General features: G+C 41.0%; 15 protein-coding genes. 10 read left to right on the forward strand and 5 right to left on the reverse strand.

Annotation, left to right across the window (positions count from 1 at the left end; all coding sequences use genetic code 11):
- The gene (locus tag N4627_RS00930) at positions 1-1,125 is read left to right on the forward strand and encodes a trans-sulfuration enzyme family protein (protein WP_098044817.1); all 1,125 of its coding nucleotides are present in this window, start codon (positions 1-3) and stop codon (positions 1,123-1,125) included.
- A 440-nt stretch (positions 1,126-1,565) separates the two neighbouring features.
- Here the strand turns inward: N4627_RS00930 and N4627_RS00935 are convergent, their stop codons facing one another.
- Positions 1,566-2,921, reverse strand: a complete 1,356-nt coding sequence (locus tag N4627_RS00935) for a ClC family H(+)/Cl(-) exchange transporter (RefSeq protein WP_124031666.1) — start codon at positions 2,919-2,921, stop codon at positions 1,566-1,568.
- 136 nt (positions 2,922-3,057) lie between these two features.
- On the opposite strand from N4627_RS00935, the gene N4627_RS00940 reads away from it, so the two are divergent.
- The 4 genes from N4627_RS00940 to ndk all read left to right on the forward strand — a co-directional run bounded on the left by N4627_RS00940 (position 3,058) and on the right by ndk (position 8,738).
- Entirely contained in the window at positions 3,058-4,221 is a 1,164-nt protein-coding gene (locus tag N4627_RS00940) for a cation:proton antiporter (RefSeq protein ID WP_098044815.1), read from the forward strand.
- 79 nt (positions 4,222-4,300) lie between these two features.
- The gene (locus tag N4627_RS00945) at positions 4,301-5,845 is read left to right on the forward strand and encodes a gluconokinase (protein WP_260964823.1); all 1,545 of its coding nucleotides are present in this window, start codon (positions 4,301-4,303) and stop codon (positions 5,843-5,845) included.
- Between the two features lie 42 nt (positions 5,846-5,887).
- A complete protein-coding gene (gene helD / locus N4627_RS00950) occupies positions 5,888-8,200 on the forward strand; it encodes an RNA polymerase recycling motor HelD (protein ID WP_390893937.1) in 2,313 nt (770 codons plus the stop codon).
- 94 nt (positions 8,201-8,294) lie between these two features.
- Positions 8,295-8,738: a nucleoside-diphosphate kinase gene (gene ndk, locus N4627_RS00955; protein ID WP_260964824.1), complete on the forward strand. Its 444-nt coding sequence runs from the start codon at positions 8,295-8,297 to the stop codon at positions 8,736-8,738.
- A gap of 112 nt (positions 8,739-8,850) precedes the next feature.
- Here the strand turns inward: ndk and N4627_RS00960 are convergent, their stop codons facing one another.
- Positions 8,851-9,684, reverse strand: a complete 834-nt coding sequence (locus tag N4627_RS00960) for an AraC family transcriptional regulator (RefSeq protein ID WP_260964825.1) — start codon at positions 9,682-9,684, stop codon at positions 8,851-8,853.
- Between the two features lie 291 nt (positions 9,685-9,975).
- Between N4627_RS00960 and N4627_RS00965 the strand changes: the two genes are divergently transcribed.
- From N4627_RS00965 to aguA (N4627_RS00980), 4 genes are all read left to right on the forward strand, one after another.
- Positions 9,976-12,198, forward strand: coding sequence for an alpha-galactosidase (locus N4627_RS00965; protein WP_260964826.1), 2,223 nt, complete (start codon positions 9,976-9,978; stop codon positions 12,196-12,198).
- 318 nt (positions 12,199-12,516) lie between these two features.
- Complete coding sequence (gene ptcA, locus N4627_RS00970; RefSeq protein ID WP_260964827.1) at positions 12,517-13,554, forward strand: putrescine carbamoyltransferase; 1,038 nt, start codon at positions 12,517-12,519, stop codon at positions 13,552-13,554.
- Between the two features lie 53 nt (positions 13,555-13,607).
- Positions 13,608-14,987: an APC family permease gene (locus N4627_RS00975; RefSeq protein ID WP_260964828.1), complete on the forward strand. Its 1,380-nt coding sequence runs from the start codon at positions 13,608-13,610 to the stop codon at positions 14,985-14,987.
- The gene (gene aguA / locus N4627_RS00980) at positions 14,984-16,078 is read left to right on the forward strand and encodes an agmatine deiminase (protein ID WP_260964829.1); all 1,095 of its coding nucleotides are present in this window, start codon (positions 14,984-14,986) and stop codon (positions 16,076-16,078) included. Before N4627_RS00975 ends, aguA (N4627_RS00980) begins: the two co-directional genes overlap by 4 nt.
- 133 nt (positions 16,079-16,211) lie before the next feature.
- Here aguA (N4627_RS00980) and N4627_RS00985 read toward each other — a convergent pair whose 3' ends face one another.
- From N4627_RS00985 to N4627_RS00995, 3 genes are read right to left on the reverse strand one after another with little or no spacing between them, the layout of a single operon-like run.
- The gene (locus N4627_RS00985) at positions 16,212-17,012 is read right to left on the reverse strand and encodes a MurR/RpiR family transcriptional regulator (protein WP_260964830.1); all 801 of its coding nucleotides are present in this window, start codon (positions 17,010-17,012) and stop codon (positions 16,212-16,214) included.
- A 12-nt stretch (positions 17,013-17,024) separates the two neighbouring features.
- Positions 17,025-18,113, reverse strand: a complete 1,089-nt coding sequence (gene aguA, locus N4627_RS00990; protein ID WP_260964831.1) for an agmatine deiminase — start codon at positions 18,111-18,113, stop codon at positions 17,025-17,027.
- A 28-nt stretch (positions 18,114-18,141) separates the two neighbouring features.
- Positions 18,142-19,101 (reverse strand): DNA-methyltransferase, encoded by a 960-nt coding sequence (locus N4627_RS00995; RefSeq protein WP_260964832.1) that lies wholly within the window; start codon positions 19,099-19,101, stop codon positions 18,142-18,144.
- A 279-nt stretch (positions 19,102-19,380) separates the two neighbouring features.
- On the opposite strand from N4627_RS00995, the gene trpS reads away from it, so the two are divergent.
- Complete coding sequence (gene trpS / locus N4627_RS01000) at positions 19,381-20,406, forward strand: tryptophan--tRNA ligase (protein WP_260964833.1); 1,026 nt, start codon at positions 19,381-19,383, stop codon at positions 20,404-20,406.
- Positions 20,407-20,853: the final 447 nt, after the last annotated feature.

The raw sequence follows: 20,853 nt of genomic DNA on the forward strand, positions 1-20,853 counted from the left end.
ATGATTACTATGTGTAAATATTCGGTTGAAACGATTGCGGCACAAGCAGGAAACCATATTGACGACAAAAAAGCGGTTGCTCTACCGTTATATTTTTCTTCGAACTACCGCCACGATTCCCTTGAAGAAGCTAAAAATTTTGATCCAAGCAAGGGTTATACATATTCCCGAATTTCGACTCCTAATCGTCGAGCACTTGAACAAACAATGGCAAAGCTTGAAGCCGGTCAGCGTGGTTTTGCTTTAAGTTCAGGGATGGCTGCGATCCAACTAGCCTTAAGCATCTTAAAAACTGGTGATCAGTTAATTTCACTGGATGATTTATATGGAGGCGATTTCCGCTACTTCCGTTACCTTCATTCGCATGCTGGAATTAATTTTGATCAATGGGATGGCAGAAAGGTTGAGGATTTGATCGCTAAAATTACTCCCCAAACGAAAATCATTTGGTTAGAAACACCTTCAAACCCGACAATGAAAGAACTTGATATTGCTAAAATCGCTACTGCGGTCCATAAAAAGGATTCCCGGATTTTAGTAATTGTGGATAATACCTTCTACACACCGGTTTATCAACGACCGTTAGAACTTGGCGCAGACGCTGTTGTCCATTCCGCAACCAAGTATTTATCAGGGCATAATGATCTTTTGGGAGGAATATTAGTTTGTAAGGACCAGCAGCTTGCTCAACAATATTTTGAATACTACATTACGACTGGTGATACCTTGGATTCTTTTGATTCGTGGCTATTGTTACGGAGCCTGAAAACTTTAAATATTCGGGTAAAACAACACACAAAAAACGCTCAAGAAGTGGTTAAGTATCTTAAACAGGATCCTCGAATTGAGCAGGTCCTATATCCGGGAAAGGGTGGGATGATTAGTTTTTACCTTAAAAATGAAGCTGACGTTGCCAAACTTTTAGACAATGTAAAGCTGATTACCTTTGCGGAAAGTCTAGGCGGAATTGAGAGTCTAATTACAATTCCGTACTACCAAACCCATGCTGATGTGGAACTTGATCAACGGCAACGACTGGGAATTACGCCACGACTATTACGACTATCTGTTGGTTTAGAAGATCCAGCAGATGTGATTGCTGACATCCAACAAGCATTAGGATAATAAGGAAACGGGAGCGTGACAGAAGCCATTTATGACTTCGTTTTCACGCCCCCGCGAGCGCAAATAGGGTTCCAGAGTTCGGTTATACCGGACACTGGAACCCATTTGCGTACCGCGCTGTTCGTATTTGAACTTGGTAAAAGTACTTATGTCACAGTCCCGTTTGACATTTGTCTGATTTTTTACTTGCTCGAGCTAACGTTCTAGATAACTGAGTCGAAATGTGTTCGCCAGGGTCTTGCTAGAGCTAGCAAACTCCTTCCTAGACGCAAGACGCCTTCGTCAGGAGAAATTGCTAGCTTTCCGCAAGCCCTTTGCTGGCTCACACTCTATTAAATGTGTTCGCAGGGACCGCAACTTCCGCCTAGCTATCCCGGACTTGATTGCAAGTCAATCATCGTCCGGGATTTTCTAGTGCTCAGTTGCTAATTCGTCCCTGCTCACACTCTGTTTAACATTTCCATCCTCAATGCTTCATAGATGGAGTTCTTGGAGCCGAGGGTCATGCTGGTGAAGTAAGCGATGAAGGTGAGAATGGTCATTGGCAGAATTTGGTCAACTGAACCGCCCATTTCGGTAACGAGGAGAATTGCGGAAATGGGGGTTCCTTCAGTAGCGCCAAAGTAGGCTGCCATTCCCATTGCGATTAGGTTTAGGTAGCAACTTGCCGGAACAATACCAAAGTGAATCAGGATGATTCCAGCAATCGCGCCGAGAACACTACCGAGAACAAAGATCGGCATAAAGATACCACCAGGAACAGTAGCACCAGCAGCAATCATCGTTCCGGTATACCGCAGAACGAAGAAGAGGATGAGCATTCCTAGAACTAACAGCCAGTTTGCCTTCAATGACATTCGCGTGATGTACATGATGAAATTATGACTCCCACCAAGAATATGGCAATTCCATAGACCAACGGGGATAACAAGAAGCAACGGGAGAATACTGTGGTAGTAGTTGGGAAGAATGGTAAATTTACGGTACCACCAACCAAGATTAAGCATTCCGTATTGGAAAAGGTAGCCGCCTGCACCAATAACGATCCCAACCAAAATCAGCCATGGGTATGATGATAGTGGCAAACGCGCGGAGATTGGCATTGCTAAGCACGGCTTTGTTCCGAAAAAGAGGATTGTCATTAGATCGGCAGAAATTGCGGCAGCTAAAGCCCCTGCAATTACCTTGAAATTAAAATGCCGAGTGACTTCTTCAAGCAGGAAGACAGTTCCGGCAATGGGAGCGCTAAAAGCAGCGGACAATCCAGCGGCAATCCCGCATTTGATTAGCAGATCGCGTTCTTCAGTATCCTGATAGTGGTAAACATCTTCCGCAAATCCTTGACCAATACAGGCACCAATTTGAATACACGGGCCTTCTCGACCAAGAAAAAGCCCTGGACAGATGGTTAGAAGTCCACTGACAAACTTCCGCCAGAGGACACTCCACCAATTCATTTGATGCTTACCGATTAGTATTGCTTCAATCTGGGGAACACCAGAACCAACGACATCAAACAGTTCAGGACGGATTATCTTTGCAATTAGCCAGACAACAATTAATGTTCCCAAAATATATGGAATAATCATCAGCGGGTGGCTACCCAGATAAGGGTACACAATTGTTAAAAGAATTAGTGTTTGATCAATAATCCACCGGAAGGTACCAACGACTAATCCGGTAATAACGCCCACTAAAATCCCAGGAATTACATAGCGTAAGAATTCAGCGGTAAAGGGTTTTCGTAAAATATCTTTTGCACGCAGGATTGTTCCTGTGTCAGTCGATGAATTCATTTCTTCACTTTCAATCTACACGTTCCAATTATATTCTTTTCAGGATCCTTTCACAATTCTAAAGAAGCGCTGTCATTAGGGTTAGTATGGTACAATATGGTTTTAATTAGGTATGAACGGGAACGGAGGTCTTTTAATGGAATTTATTGCAACGCTAGCGGGATTATTGCTAGCAACCCAATTAGTAGCGCATCTTTGTCGACGGGTCGAAATTCCCGAGGTTATTGGGCAGATCCTGGTTGGGATTATTGCAGGTCCAGCGCTATTGAACTGGGTCCACCTCAATTCAATGATGAACGAGTTTCAAGAAATTGGGGTAATTATTCTAATGTTCATTGCCGGCTTGGAAAGTGATCTTTCGTTATTGAAAAAATACCTTAAACCGGCAGTGGTTGTGGCAATTGTCGGCGTTGTGGTTCCGATTGCAATTATGGCTCCCGCAAGTTACTTTTTCGGCTTCACAACCCTTGAATCAATTTTCATCGGGGTTATTTTTTCCGCAACTTCAGTGAGCATTTCGGTTGCGGTTCTGCGGGAATTCAAGCGGTTGGATAGTCGTGAAGGAGCGACAATTTTAGGGGCCGCTGTGGCCGATGATATTATTGGCGTGATCCTCTTAAGTATCATGATTAGTGTGGTTAACCAAGCTGAAGGAAAAACTGGCGGTCAGCCGTTATGGGCAGTCCTGCTTCTCCAGGTCCTGTTCTTTGGTGGAACTTACCTGGTTGTTAAGTGGCTGGCTCCATACATGATGCACCTCAGTGAGCGGCTATTGACTGTTGCGTCGCCGTCCGTAATGGCGATGATCATCTGTTTAGGGATGGCAGCACTTGCTGATTATGTTGGCTTAAGCGGGGCGGTTGGCTCCTTCTTTGCTGGGATCGCTGTTGCTAATACCCACCGGAAAGAAACGATTAACCGAAGCTTTATTCCAATTGGCTATGCAATGTTTATCCCGTTATTCTTTGTGAGTGTCGGCTTAAACATGCGAATTGATCGATTAAATGAGTCGTTTGTTTTTGTGATTGTGATGACGATTCTTGCCTGCCTGACTAAGCTAGTCGGGTGTGGTACTGGAGCTTATCTTTCAGGATTTAACTTTAACAGTTCATATGTTGTTGGTAGCGGAATGATTGCTCGGGGTGAAATGGCGCTGATCACTGCTCAAATCGGCTATCAAGCACATCTCTTGTCATCAATGTATTATTCTGATGTAATAACGGTAATTATTGTGGCAACTGTTTTAGCACCATTTATCTTGAAACATGCTTTAGTAAAAGCAAATGAGGTTACTGAATAGAAGAATATTTTGCAGATAAAGGAGGTCGGTGAGAAGTAAAATTTGCCGACCTCCTTTGAATGCTGAGAGGGATGAAAAAATGAAATATTTAATTGGGATTGACGTTGGGACAACCGCGACTAAAGCAGTATTGTATGATGAAGATACAACGATCATCGGCCATTTTATTAAGAATTACCCCATTTACCGTGACTCCCAGGGAATGGCGGAACAGGATCCAGAAGAAATCTTTCAAGCAGTTGAAACGGTAATCCGGGCAGCGATTCACCGGGCTGATTTAAAAACGGGCCGATTACTTGGCGTTGCTTTTTCAACGGCTAATCAAAGCTTACTGTTGCTTGATGAACATTATCATCCTTTGACCAGAATTATTACCTGGGCTGATACCCGTGCCCGCCAAGATGCTGTGAAGCTGAAGGAGACACCAGAAGGAAAGCAGCTTTACCAGAAGACGGGGACGCCAATCCATCCGATGACGCCCTTAGCTAAGTTAATCTGGATTAGGCGTAAACGACCGGAGCTCTTTCGCCAAACGCACCATGTAGCAGATATTAAATCGTATATTTTTTGGCGCTTGTTTAAAAAATTCAAGGTTGATCTTTCTGTCGCGAGTTGTACGGGCTTATTAGATATTCATACCGGGAAATGGGATCAGGCCGCCTTACAATTAGCTGGGATTGATGAAAAACAACTACCGCTTCTCGCTGAGCCAACTTCCCAAGAGACAGTGATGGTAGAAAGCGAACGACAGAAAATGGATGTTCCACACAGCACGCCATTTGTATATGGTGCCTTTGATGGTGCGCTTTCTAACATTGGGGTTGGTGCAATTAAACCTAATCAAATTGCCATTACAATCGGGACATCAGCTGCCGTTCGGGTAATCACGGATCGGCCAGTGATTGATCCAGAAGAACGACTATTTTGTTACATGGTAGACAAGAAACACTGGATTGTTGGCGGCCCGTTAAATAATGGCGGGGATGTTTTTCAATGGGCAGTTCACCACCTAATTGATCAGGGGGCCCTAGAGAACGAGCAAGTTGATCGCTATACACTTGCTAACCGGATAATTGAAGGTACACCGACTGGGAGTCACGGTCTGCTATTTCATCCTTACTTAGGTGGTGAGCGGGCGCCAATTTGGGATGCTAATGCCCGCGGTGATTTCTTTGGCCTGACTGCACTGCATACACGGGCCGATATGCTTCGGGCAGTTCTTGAGGGGATTAACTTTAACATTGCAAGTGTCTTTGAAGCGGTGACTAAGCTGGTTGGCAAGCCCCAGTCTGTTACGGCAACGGGTGGCTTTGCCCGGTCAAAAGTTTGGCAGCAAATGTTGGCAGATATTTTAGATTGTCAAGTTAATGTCCCGGTTTCCTTTGAATCAGGATGTCTTGGGGCAGCGATTCTGGTAATGCAAAGTATCGGGATTGCCAGTAGCTATGATGTTGTAGCAAATTATCTCGGTGATGAAACAGAATATGATCCACAACCACAGGCAGTTGCGGTTTATAAGCAACTTCTTCCGGTATTTCGCCAGGTTGAAAAATTACTGGCTCCAGCTTACCCGACAATTGCTAATCTCCAGAGTGAACTTGCCTTGCTTCATGGGGAAGATTAAATGGTGCTACAATAGTTAGACTGATTTAGAGGAGGTTTTTGTGTGAACGAAGAACAAGAACGACACATTGAGCAGCAGCGGGTCGATTTAGTAATGAAACAGATCGACAAGCAAATAGCTGAAACTAAAAAGGCACTTGCTGATGCTCACAAAGAAACTCGAGCAGTTGAAAAGAACTACAGTGAAAACGCCTCAATTAACCGGTACGAAATTGATGATATTGCTGAATCACGAGCAATGATTGAACAGCAGCGGCAGTTAGTTTCACGAGCAGCTGAGAGTGAAACGATCCTTCGGCGGCAGTTAAAGACACTCCAAAACCTTAAGCGGACACCATACTTCGGTAGGATTGATATTCAGGATCCCGGTAAGGATAAGCCAGAAACGTTATACATTGGAACGGCTTCGCTAATGAATGATGATAAAACTGCCTTCCTCATTTACGATTGGCGGGCACCAATTTCGGGTGTTTACTATAACGGAACATTAGGTGAGGTACGGTATGAAACACCGAATGGAATTAGAGAAACGGTCTTAATTAAGAAACGCCAATTTACCATTAAAGATGGGCGGATCGTTAACATGTTTGATACTAATGAAACGGTGGGGGATGAATTACTCCAGGCCGCTCTTGGTGAGCAAAATGATCAATACATGCATAATATTGTTGCAACGATCCAGCAGGAACAAAATGATATTATTCGTGATACCCATAGTGATCTCTTGCTAGTACAAGGGGTTGCCGGGTCGGGGAAAACTTCAGCAGTTTTACAACGGATTGCTTACCTTCTGTATCATAGTCGAACCGCATTAAACGCTGATCAGATCGTCCTCTTTAGTCCCAACCGGCTTTTTAGCCATTATATTTCTCAAGTTTTACCGAGCCTGGGGGAACGAAACATGCGTCAAGTGACGATGTCGGGTTTTGTTCGGCGCCGGTTTGAGGGTTTACAGGTAGAAAATATTTTTGAGAGGTATGAAAAGCGTCAACGAGCATCGAAGCAGGATCAACGAATTGCCGACTTCTTAGAAAGTCAACCGGCAATGAGTGATATTCACCGCTATGTCACCCACCTAATGGATGAACAGCTTCAATTTAGTAACATTACTTTTGAAGGACGGGTCTTTTTTACTGCGGAACATATTCAAGGACTTTACCAAAAACAGCCAAATGCAATGAAGGCTGCTAATCGAATGGTTCAGTTAAAAAATCAATTGATCCGCGAACTTCAGCGACGAGTAAAAAAAGAAGCAAAAAAGGATTGGGTAGCTAAGGAACTGGATAGCCTTGATACTCAGCAGCTTCATAATTTATACAGTAAAAAGACGGTTGACGATTTTCGGGATGAAGATGAACAATATGCCTACCTTGCATATCGTTGGGCAAAACGGCGGCTAAGGATTGTCGCCGATGCAATTTATAATGACTACTTTATTGATATTTATAGTCAGTACACAAATTGGTTGCGACAGTTATCGCTGCCTAAAGAGATTCATCAGAACGAATGGCAGCAAATGATTGCTAATTATAGTAATGAATTAGAAATGCACCGTTTAGAAATGATGCACGCGGCTCCACTGATGTACTTGCGCGATTTGCTAATGGGGACTGGGCAGAATCATTCATTCAAGTATGTCTTTATTGATGAGATGCAGGACTATTCAGTAGCCATGATGATTTATCTGCATCATGCGTTTCCCGGAGCAAAGTTTACCGTCCTTGGCGATAGTGAACAGGCATTGTTTAAGCCGTTAGAACTACCTGAGCAATTATTGGAACGCCTGAGTAAGACCCTAGTTGCTAAGCATCCTAATCTGATTTCGTTACGACGAAGCTACAGATCGACCAAGGAAATTACGGACTTTGCTAAAGCACTGTTGCCTGATGGTGATCAAATAATGTCATTTACTCGTCATGGACAACGACCAGCACTCCTGGTTCGTTCTTCAATTGATGCTGTTGGACAGGCGTTGCAAGATAATGTTGAAAAGTACCAAGAACAATACGAAACGGTTGCCGTTCTTACTAAGAATCAAGAGCAAGCCCAGCAAGCCTACCGTCAGTTGCGGCGCCAATTTTCCAATGTTCACTTGTTGGACATGAACGATACGGAGCTGCCAAGCGGAATCTTAGTTCTGCCTGTTTATCTGGCTAAAGGGCTTGAATTTGATTCAGTGATTGCCTACGATGTTTCGCAAGCAAACCTTAAGGGAACCGATGAAATTGGGATGCTCTATACAATGGCTACTCGATCAATGCATGATCTGACGATGATTAGTAACGGCCAAGTAAGTACTGCTATTAATGAAAAAGCTAGTCGACAGCTAACGATTGAGCATGAATTAATAAGGTAAAAGGCTAGTAAAATAATTGAAAAAGCGCTTTCATTATAAATTGACTTATGTTAGTCTAGATATGTTAGATTGATATGTGAGGAGATGTTTCGCCATGGTAAAAGACGAATACACATTAGTTTTAGTAAAGCCCGATGGTGTTAAGACCCGCCATATTGGGGAAATCATTACCCGAATTGAACGAAAAGGCTACAAGATTGAAGCCTTAAAGATGATTCAACCAACCGAAGAATTGCTCCGTCAACACTATGCAGACAAGGTTGACAAGCCTTTCTTCCCTGAATTGCTTGAATACATGACTGAAGGCCCAATTGTTGGAATTGTCGTTTCAGGAACCAATGTTATTAAGGCTATCCACAACATGGCCGGTGCAACTAACCCAGTTGAAGCCGAATGGGGAACTATTCGTGGTGACTACGGTCGTGAATGGCCAGATGGTAACCTGCGGAATATCGTTCACACTTCTGATGAACCAGCATCTGCTACTAAGGAAATTAAGATTTGGTTCCCAGAATTTGAATTTACTCAAGGAGAATAAGTCGACTCCTGATCATTCAGAAATACAGGAAAGCAATTTCTTCTAATAAACACTAAAAAAATACTGAACATTCGTAAGATGCGGATGTTCAGTGTTTTTTGTGTTATGCAAATTAATAGGATACCTTTTGACGATATATTTTAGGACTAAATCCGCTATACCGTTTAAAAGCCTTGGAGAAAGTGAATTCATCTTTATAACCGACTTGTCGGGAAATTGCCTGGACCGATTCATTAGTGGTACGGAGGAGCTGACTAGCATTTTCCATCCGTAACTGGGTTAAGTACTTTTGTGGAGAAATACTTAAATGATTTTTGAAAAGGGTATAGAGGTAACTTCGGGAAATGTTTAAGTGATGGCTGAGGTCTTCAATGTTGCAGGTAACATTCTGGTAGTTTTCTTTGAGATAGTATTCAGCCAGTTGGAGTTGGTTGGCAGCTTTGTTGTTTAACTGTTGCTTCTTTGCGGGGTATTCGGTTACGAGATCGTAAAACATCTGGTAGGTTAATGCTTCTACTCGAATATCATTTGGAAGTGAGCTTGGTTGTTTGAGTGCTTGATAGAGTTGAAGCAAGTGTTTGTAGAATTCACTATCTTGGACCTGACGTAAGTATCTTTTCGTGAATAGTTGCGAACCAGAAAGCATCGTTTTGATTTTGGTCCCTGATAGGCCAATCCAAAAGTATTTCCACGGCTTTTCACCATCGGCCTGGTAGAAACAAGGAACCCCCTTAGGTAGGATAAAGGCGTCGCCGCGTTTCAAAGTTACTGCTGGATGGTTAGCGGATGAAAATGTTCCTTGTCCTTCTTGGATAAAATGGATCACGTAATTGTCGCGAACGTTATTACCACGATAAAAGTAATTTGGTGGACAACTATATTGCCCGATAAAGAGAATGGTGCTTTCAAAACTTTTGCGGGAAAAGTTTTTGTACTGATCGTCCATTTTGTAATCCCCTCTACAACTAACATGGGTATTTGTTAACAAATAACTAATTGATACTGTTTATTATCGTACGATTGATCTAGAGAATATGTCAATTTGTTTTTTATTATAAAGCCATCCTTTGAAACGCAAATGCCATGGATCGATAAATAAAACTCCAATATAATGAACTTAAATCACTGAAAGCGGATACAGAATGTAACTGCGATAATAATCTGACTAGTGATCACCTAAAAACAAGGTTATAATTGTAATGTAAATGCTTACAATAATATAAAGGAGTTATTTGAAATGAGTGTCCATGTTAATGAAGAACATCAATTATTCCACTTACAGACAAACAAAACGAGTTATGTCTTTAAGATTTTGGAAAATGGTAACGCGGGACAATTGTATTATGGTCCCAAGATTCCGGTAAAGAGCGACTATCCAAACTTAGCTAGTCGTGAGGAACATGATTGTACAAATACTCTTACGGTTGAACAAAATGACTTTCAATTAGAACTGATTAAGCAAGAGTACGCCGGTTTAGGTAAGGGTGATTATCGTTACCCAGCATATCGGATTACTTACGCTAACGGAGCACGTACTTCTGAATTTGAATACACCGGTTATGAAGTGGAAGATGGTAAAAAGCGTCTTGCTAACATGCCATCATCATTTGATGACAAGGGTGACGATGCTCAGACATTAACTGTTACCTTTAAGGATAAGTTAGCTAACCTTACTCTCCAACTTCATTACACAGTCTTTGAAAAAGAAGACGTGATTGTGCGGAGTGCGACATTCATCAATCATGGCCAAGAAGCTGTGACATTAGACCGTGCTTTGAGTTTGCAACTTGATTTGCCAGATCGTAATTATGACATGTTACAATTCTCCGGTAGTTGGGCTCGTGAACGTCACTTAATGCGGACACCACTTCGTCCAGGAGTACAAAGTATTAGTAGCTTGCGGGTTGCTTCAAGTCACCAACACAATCCGTTCTTTGCATTGGCTCGTCCAAATACTGATAATAACCAAGGGGCTGCATTTGGTTTCAACTTTATCTACTCTGGTAATTTCCTCGACTCTGTAGAAGTTGATCAATTCGATACCACCCGGGTTCTTGTGGGAATTAATCCTGATGGCTTTGGCTGGAAGTTAAACAATGGTGAAAGTTTCCAAACACCAGAAGCAGTAATGACATATACCAGTGATGGGCTTAACCAAATGAGCCAACAATTAGGTGAATTCTACCAAGATCACATTATTAACCAACACTTTGCCCACCAAGATCGGCCAATTTTGATCAATAACTGGGAAGCAACCTTCATGGACTTTACCGAAGCTAAGTTAATGAAGATTGTTGATAAGGCCCACGAATTAGGGATCGAAATGTTTGTCCTAGATGATGGTTGGTTTGGCCATCGGGACGACGACAAGTCTAGTCTAGGTGACTGGTTCGTTGACCAAAAGAAGTTCAGTAACGGAATTAGCGGCTTTGCTAACAAAGTTCATGATAAGGGAATGAAGTTTGGCCTCTGGTTCGAACCAGAAATGATTTCAATTGATAGTAAGTTGTATGAAAAGCACCCTGACTGGATGATTGCAACTCCAGGTCGTCATGGTACACCAGCACGGAACCAGTACGTCCTTGATATGACTCGCCAAGAAGTTGTTGACTATCTTTACGATCACATTAGTGCAATCATTAAGCAAACCAAGCTTGATTACATCAAGTGGGATATGAACCGGAATATTACTGAAATGTTCGGCGCTCAATTACCAGCTGATCAACAGTTAGAATTCCCTCACCGGTACATTTTGGGAGTTTACCAACTATATGCTCGTTTGACTGAAGCATTCCCTAATGTTCTCTTTGAATCCTGTGCTTCCGGTGGTGGTCGCTTTGACCTAGGAATGATGTACTACGCTCCACAAGCATGGTGCAGTGATGACACTGATGCTGTTGAACGGATTAAGATTCAAGATGGAACTTCATATGGTTACACTCAAAACATGTGGGGTGCGCATGTATCTGCCGTACCAAATGACCAAGTTGGTCGGTTAACTTCACTTGATACTCGTGCTGCTGTGGCTTACTTTGGTGACTTTGGTTATGAATTGGATATTACTAAGATGTCCGCTGATGAACTGGCAACCATTAAGAAGCAAGTTGCCTTCTACAAGCAGTACCGGCATCTCTTCCAATTTGGTAAGTTCTACCGCTTAGACAATGCTGATACCGCAAATGATAACGTTTATGACTGGCAAGTTGTTAACGCAGACAAGAGTGAAGCAATCTTGGCACGGTTCCAAATCCTTAACGGCGCTAACCCAGCATATATCCGGGTCTACTTTACTGGACTTGATCCAGAAGCTACTTACACTGTTAATGACGGTAAAGAACGCTTCTCTGGTGCTGAATTAATGAATGCTGGTTACTTTGTTCCGCGGATTATGGACCGGACAAAGCCAGAGAAAGATCCTTCTGACTTCAGCTCACGTCTATTTATTGCGAAGAAGGCATAGGGATTTAAAAAGCTTGTTGCATTTTGAGTAGCTTTCTTTCAAATAGCGATAATAATCAAGAAATCAAATAAAGAGTCTAATAATTGTTACAATTATCGGGCTCTTTTTTGAATATTTATTAGAAATAATCACTCGTTGGTAAATGGAGAACTTGTTGTATATGACTTTAAATCGATGAAACATGTTTCACCAAATGAAACGTGTTTAAGGTTGATAAATGCCGTTGCATAAGGGTTGATAACGGTTCCAAAATGATAGTTCATAGTTTAACATAATAACCGTAAAGAAGAAATCAACAAATATAAGGAGCTGTTAATTATGTCAAAGCGGGATTATATCGATACATATACATACAGTAAAGAAGAACTTCAATTCATGGTAGATCTTGGATTAAAGATCAAGGCTGCTATTAAAGATGGTTACTACCCACCACTTTTGAAGAACAAGTCATTGGGGATGATTTTTGAACAAACTTCAACTCGGACACGTAACTCTGCCGAAGCTGCAATGACTGAATTAGGCGGTCACGCACTTTACCTTGCACCAGGTCAAATTCAATTAGGTGAAGGTGGACATGAATCATTAGATGATACTGGTCATGTTCTTGGTCGTTTACTTGATATTATCGGTGCTCGGGTTAACCGTCATTCAGAAATTATGGATTTGGGTAAATATTCCAAGGTTCCAGTTGTTAACTTTATGAGTGACCAAAGCCACCCAACACAAGCACTTGGTGATTTAACTACAATCGAAGAACACATGCCAGCAGGTAAGAAGTTGGAAGATTGCAAGATTGTCTTTGTTGGGGATGCAACTCAAGTTTGTGTATCAACAATGTACTTTGCAGTTCAAATGGGGATGAATTTCGCTCAATTTGGTCCAAAGGGTAAGCAAATTCCTGAAGAAGATCTTAAGCGTGCACAAGAAATTGCTAAGAAGTCTGGTGCAACAATTGAAATTACCGATGACGAAAGTGTCCTTGAAGGTGCTGACTTCATTTACACAGATGTTTGGTACGGTTTGTATGATAAGGAATTACAAAAGGATGAATACATGAAGATCTTCTATCCTAAATACCAAGTTAACGATGAATTATTAGCTAAGACCAATAATCCAGATGTTAAGTTCATGCACTGCCTTCCAGCAAGTCGTGGTGAAGAAGTCACTGATTCAGTACTTGATGGTGAACATTCAATTGTTTGGGATCAAGCAGAAAACCGGAAGACTGCTATGCGTGCAATCTTTACTTATCTTCTTAACCCTAACATGAAGGTTGCTACAAAGGCATTGGCTGATAAGTACCAAGGTGAATTAGACGAAATGTTAGCTCATGAACCATACAAGGCTGACAAGTAATCATTCGAAAAAATAATTGATTAAGAATAAATGGAAAGAGACAGGTGATACAAATGGATGCTAAACCAAAGAAAAAATTCCGTTTGTTTGACGCCGTCTTGATGTCCGTGGTTGTTATTATGACGGTCGAGTCAGTTGCACCTGCTGCCGCCATTGGTCCATCACAATTCTTCTGGTGGATCTTCTTACTAATCTTTTTCTTCTTGCCATATGGGTTAGTTTCATCTGAGTTAGGAACTGCCTATGCTGGTGAAGGAGGCATCTATGACTGGGTTAAACAAGCATTCGGTGATCGCTGGGGTGGACGACTAGCTTACCTTTATTGGGTAAATTATCCGTTATGGATGGCAAGCCTAGCAGTTCTATTTACAGGAGTTGCTAGTCAAGCTTTCCAGCTCCATTTAGGAACGTGGGTAACAATTATTATTCAGCTAATATTTGTTTGGGTAGTAACTTTAATAGGTAATAAACCCGTATCTGAAAGTAAATGGCTGACTAATATCTCCGCAATTTTTAAGATTATCATTATTGTTTCGATGGCTGGACTAGGAATCTATGTTGCAGCAACAAAAGGAGTGGCTAATAACTACAGTGGGACAAATCTTTTACCTAAAGCTAACTTAGGTAGTTTGAGTAATTTGTCTGTAATTATCTTTAACTTCTTAGGATTCGAAGTTGTAGCAACGATGGCTGATAATATGGATGATCCAAAGCATCAAATTCCTAAAGCAACTATTTACGGTGGAATTATGATCGCAATCTTCTACCTATTAGCTGCGTTTGCAGTTGGGGTAGCTATTCCAACATCAAAGCTTTCAGCTTCTAGTGGATTACTTGATACATTCTTGGTATTAATGGGTAAGATGAACTGGTTTATTGTCCTCGTCGGAATAATGTTCATGTTTATCTTAGTTTCGGAAATGATTTCTTGGGCACTTGGGATCAATTATGTTGCTGAGTATGCTGCAAAGAATCATGATTTACCAGCGATCTTTGGTAAAGAAGACAAAAATGGGATGCCAATTGGTGCTGGAATAGTTAATGGAATTATTGCATCAATTCTTTGTGTTGCAGCGCCATTCATTCCAAATCAAGATATTTTCTGGGCATTCTTCTCATTGAACGTTGTTACATTGATCTTATCCTATGCATTAATGTTCCCAGCATTCTGGAAGTTACGTAAAATCGATCCAGATCATGAGCGTCCATTTAAGGTTCCTGGTGGTAAAGTCATGATTAATCTCTTTACTTGGATTCCAGAAATTCTAATTATCTTAAGCGTTCTTCTAACAATTTTACCAACCAGCAAGAGTGACTTTAGTAGTAAGATGCCAGTTTTGATTGGGACAATCATTGCACTGATTGTTGGTGAAATTATGGTTCATGTTGCACAAAAAGGAAAAATAACTAATAGAAAGGATAATGAATTATGAAAACATTAAAAAGCAGTCCTAAAAAAGATGGTTTCCGCATGCCAGGAGAATTTGAACCACACAAGGGTGTATACATTTTGTGGCCACAACGTCCCGATAATTGGCGTAATGGTGGAAAACCAGCCCAAAAGACATTTGTCGAAGTAGCAAAAGCAATTTCTCAATTTGAACATGTTACTGTTGGAGTTAATGATGATCAATATGAGAACGCTTTGACAATGCTTCCTGATAATGTTGAAGTAATTGAAATATCTAATAATGATTCATGGGTTCGTGATTGTGGTGCAACCTTTGTTAAAAATGATAAAGGTGACATGCGCGCAGTTGACTGGCACTTTAATGCCTGGGGTGGCTTAGTTGATGGTCTTTACTTCCCATGGGACAAAGACGATCGTGTTGCCGCTAAGATGGCAGAACTTGAAGGCGTTGATCGTTATCGTCTTGATGACTTTACCCTTGAAGGTGGTTCAATCCATGTTGATGGTGAAGGTACATTAGTTACTACTGAAGAATGTTTGCTTTCTGAAGGACGGAACCCACAACTTTCTAAGGAACAAATTGAAGAAGTTCTTAAGGAATACTTGAACCTAGACAAGATTATTTGGCTTCATAAGGGAATTTACCTTGATGAAACTAACGGTCACGTTGATAATATCTGTAACTTCGTTGAACCAGGTCATGTTGTATTGGCTTGGACAGACGATAAGAGTGACCCACAATATGAAATTTCTCGTGAAAACTTAGAAATCTTAGAGAACTCTACAGATGCTAAGGGCCGGAAGATTAAGGTTACAAAGCTTTATGTTCCAAAGCCAGTTAAGATTACCAAGGAAGAATCAGAAGGTGTTGACGCTGTTGATGGCACACTTCCACGTCAAGAAGGCGACCGTTTAGCTGCATCATATGTTAACTACTACACAGCAAATGGTGGAATTGTATTCCCAATGTTTGATGATCCAAATGACGAAAAGGCTCGTGAAACATTACAAGCATGCTACCCAGATCGTAAGATTGTCGGTGTACCTGCACGTGAAATTCTTCTCGGTGGTGGTAACATTCACTGCATTACTCAACAAGTACCTAAAAAGTAAAGTGTTGATTTGACAGTCTGAAACGAACATCACTCTCTTTGTCCATTTCCACTTATTTTAATAAATTTGATAGTAGCTATTTATAATCCTAAAGCTTGCTAAAAAGCCTACCGAAATAAATCGGTAGACTTTTTTATTTTCTAGGCTCAAAATTGAAATCTCTTCCACCATAGTTCTCAATATATTGGTAGAGGATTAACTCCATGATTGCGATTACTGATATTCGCGAACCAATATCTGTATCATTAACTGTAATCTCATCAGTAAATAGGTAAAAGTTAAGATCGCTAAGATTTTGAATAGTATTGTTATCAGCACCAGTAATTGAAACAATTAGGGGTGAAATTCCTTTCCTCATTAAATTATTGATTAGGCGAATAAATTCTTCATTTTCACCATTGAAACTCATGATAAAGACAAGAGAATTATCATTAATTTCTTTTTCTGCAAGGCGACGATAATCCTTATCTTGAGGGAAACTGACATTAAAGCCCGACATTGAATAAAGGTACTTAACATATTCAGTTAAATGTTTAGTAGTATCCTTTGAAAAAAGAAAAATATGAGGATGCTCAGCAAGCTTATCAGCGATTCTTTCCAATTGTTCAGGCTTTAGGACCCTAATTGTTTCTTCGATGTTCTTAGTATACTCATTTCGGTAATCAGCTTGAGAAACAGTAAATGGGTTGCTAGATTCTTCTTGCTTATTCATCAAGGTGAATTTAATTACTGTTGTAAATTCACTAAAACCAGAAAAACCAATTTTCCTTACAAATCTAAGAAAAGTAGCGGTTGAAACAAAGGCCATTGAAGCAACTTCACGAATACTACAACCATTGATCTTTTCCATGTTTTGAACGACAAATTCAAAAAGATGGTGTTCATTTTCAGTTAGTTCTTTTAGATGCGGTTCAACAATATCAAAAAAGTCCATATTATTACCTCGCTAAGGCTTAGGAATACTATTTACAATTGTATGGAGGCCACCACCACCAATTAAAATTTCACGAACAGGGAAACCAATGATTTTACGATCTGGAAAAAGCTTCTCAAGGATTTTTTGTGTTTTTTGATCTTGCGGATCATTGAAAAGTGGATAGATAATTGCATTATTAATAGTGATGTAATTAACGTAAGAGGCTGTTAAACGCTGGCCAATAGCACGAGGCATTAATCCTTTAACTAAGTCAATTCCCTCTGACTCTTCTTTCGTTAATGTTTGGATTGCTGGAATTGGTAACTTGTGGATTTTAAAGTGGCGATTATAAACATCAGTCGATTTTTCTAAAATTTGCAGGGCTTCGTGGCAAGCACCGTAAAGAGGATCGGATGAATCATCAGTCCAGGTCAAGACAACTTCACCGGGTTTAACGAAATTAACCATATTATCAATATCGCCGCCCGTTTCATCCAAGAAGTAACCGTGCTTTAACCAAATAATTTTTTTAGCGCCTAAGTATTCTCTTAAAACTGTTTCCATAGATTCCTTGCTGGCATTTTGATTGCGATCCTCGGCAAGTAAGACATCTTCAGTAGTGATGATTGTTCCCTCACCGTCAGTAATGATTGAACAACCTTCAAGAATGGTTTTTTCTGAGTAGTAGTCGATCCTCTCTAAATCAGCTACCTTCTCTCCTAATTGATCATCATAGTCCCAAGGAAAGTAGAGACCATCGATAAGACCACCCCAAGCATTAAATTCAAAATCGACTGCACGAACCTCATGATCACGATTTACATAAACGGGAAGAACGTCTTTTGCCCAAGCATCATTGCTACTCATTTCCACAACGCGAGCAAACCCAGAAAGTTTTTCTTTAGCATTTAAATATTGATCTTCATTAACAAGCATTGTTACGGGCTGAAATTTACTGATAATTTTTGCTAGTTCAGTAAAAGCCTTTTGAGCAGGTTTACCACCATTATGCCAATTATCTTGTCGCTCTGGCCAAATCATATATGTTGATTGCTGAGGTTGAAATTCAGCGGTCATCCTAAAATGATCAAGGCGAGGGGTAGAATCATTAATTAACATCGTTATTAACCTTCCTTAATTAGATTAGCTATTTCTTATCATTCAAATACTTCTTCTGCAAAGCCAAAGTATTTCGCGGCCAGAAGACACCGTCAGTATATCCTTGGATGTGAGGATCTTCAGTAGCTTTAGAGATGCGGTATTGTCCCCAAGCACAATATAGGAGACTTTGCTCGATCCCAATAAAATGGCGATTAAGTTTTTTAGCGGTAACAAGGCTAGAACCAGCACCAGCAAAAGGATCAAGAATTGTATCGCCGGGATTGGAACTGGCAAGGATCACCTTAGCCATTAATTTTTCAGGCTTTTGGGTTGGGTGATTTGTATTTTCCGGCATTGACCAGTAAGGGATTGAGATATCGTCCCAGAGATTGCTAGGCATGGTATCGCGAAAATTACCAGTATTTGTGGCTTGCCAATCTTTTGCATGACCGTTTTCTTTATACGGGGCAACTACTTGGCGCCGTTGCTTTACTTGGTCGACATTGAACGTGTAGTTGTGAGAATCGTTTGTGAGGAACCAAATGTCTTCAGAGCTATTTTTCCAGTTGGTAAGCGCACCACGACCTTTTTCTCGTTGCCAAGTAATTCGGTTTTTAATTGTGAAGTACTTTCCGAGAACGGGAGCTAGTGCGATACTTGTTTCCCAGTCCGCAAAAACGTAGACACTAGCATTAGGCTTTAATAAGGGCTTTAATTCGTTAATCCATTTTTCGGTATAAGCTTGATATTTTTCAGGCTTCATCTGCTTGAAAGTCATCCCGTCGTACTTTTTATTGAGATTGTAGGGCGGATCAACGAGGGCGAGATCAATTGAATTAGCCGGTAATTGCTTCATTACTTGAAAAGAATCACCATTGATAATTTTATCGGTAATGTGCTCTGCTGAAATTGATTTTTCCTTATCAAATTGAATGATTGCATCAAGGACTTCTGCCGGAGCATCGTCTAGACTGAAATCAATTGTCTTGTTACGCTTGGACTTCACAATTCTCACTCCCAGATCTTAAGTTATACCTTCATTATACAAGATCATTTGGGTGAATCTTGATTTTTCCTGATGAGATCGCTTAAAATAGGAGGCAAATAAGTAGTGTGAGTTTAGCGAAGGACGGTTGGTGAGAAGGTCCTCAAAGCACGAATTGGATAACAACTTTAATAATTAAGAGTGGTAGCATTTCGCTGCAAATTAGGTGGTACCGCGCAAATGATGCGTCCTATTAGTTTAAAGACTAGTAGGGCGTTTTTAATTTAAGGAGGAATTATCATGGCTAAAGAAAAGCAACACACGATTTTAACTGGTGATCGACCAACTGGTAAGCTCCACATTGGACACTATGTTGGTTCATTGAAGAACCGGGTTCGTTTACAAAATACTGGCGACTACAACACATTCATTATGATTGCTGATCAACAAGCATTGACCGATAACGCTCGGGATCCTGAAAAGATTCGGAAGAGTTTACACCAAGTTGCACTTGATTACTTGGCAGTTGGGATTGATCCAAAGAAGTCAACAATCTTTGTTCAATCACAAATTCCAGCTTTAAGTGAATTAACAATGCACTACCTTAACTTGGTAACAATCGCTCGGTTACACCGGAACCCAACTGTTAAAACAGAAATTAAGCAGAAGAAGTTTGGTGAAAGTGTTCCTGCTGGTTTCTTTATTTACCCAGTTAGTCAAGCTGCTGATATTACAGCATTTAAGGCTGATACTGTTCCAGTTGGGGATGACCAAGAACCAATGTTGGAACAAACACGGGAAATCGTCCGTTCATTCAACCGGATTTACAACGAAGATATCTTGGTTGAACCTCAAGGCGTCTTCCCTCCAAAGGGTGAAGGACGGATTCCAGGACTTGATGGTAATGCCAAAATGAGTAAGTCCCTCGGTAACGCTATTTACCTTTCTGATGATGCAGATACTGTTCAAAAGAAGGTAATGTCCATGTACACTGACCCAACTCATATTAAGGTCAGCGACCCTGGTCACATTGAAGGAAACACTGTCTTCACTTACCTTGACATCTTTGATCCAGATAAGGAAAAGGTTGCTGAATTGAAGGAACAATACCAAGCTGGTGGTCTTGGTGACGTTAAGATCAAGCGTTACTTAAACGATGTCCTTGAAGCAGAACTTGAACCAATTCGTAAGCGTCGTGAAGAGTACGCTAAGAACCTTGATTACGTGGGCCAAATTCTCCAAGAAGGTTCCGCTCACGCCAATGAAGTCGCCAACCGCACCCTCAAACAAGTCCGCGATGCAATTGGAATTAATTACTTTGACTAGAGTGCGAAGCCGTTAAAACCTTCCGGTGGCTAACGATTTCTCCACCGAACGACGTCTCGTCGTCGGAGGTGGAGGTCGTTAGCTCGAGGAAGGTTAGGCTGAGTACGTTTCAACTGTGTTGCAGTAGGACAAGCTCCTGGCGAGCACATTTTGACTCGGCTGCAGTAAGAGGATGGTGTCTTGCGCCATCTCCTGGAGGTCGTTATCTCGAGGGAACTTAGGGCGAGCACGTTTCGACTGTGATGCAGTAGAAAACTAGCTCTAGCAAGCTCCTGGCGAGCACATTTCGCCTTAGTTGCCTAGAACTTTAAAAACAAAATATCATCAAAACAACCTCTAACGGATCAACTCAACAGATCTGTTAGAGGTTGTTTTCTTTTGCACAATCAAACTTTTCACCAACATGAGAACAGAGAACATGGTATCATTAAGAGGATATTAAATTTC

The sequence above is a fragment of the Limosilactobacillus vaginalis genome, from assembly GCF_025311515.1.
Lineage (GTDB): Bacteria > Bacillota > Bacilli > Lactobacillales > Lactobacillaceae > Limosilactobacillus > Limosilactobacillus vaginalis.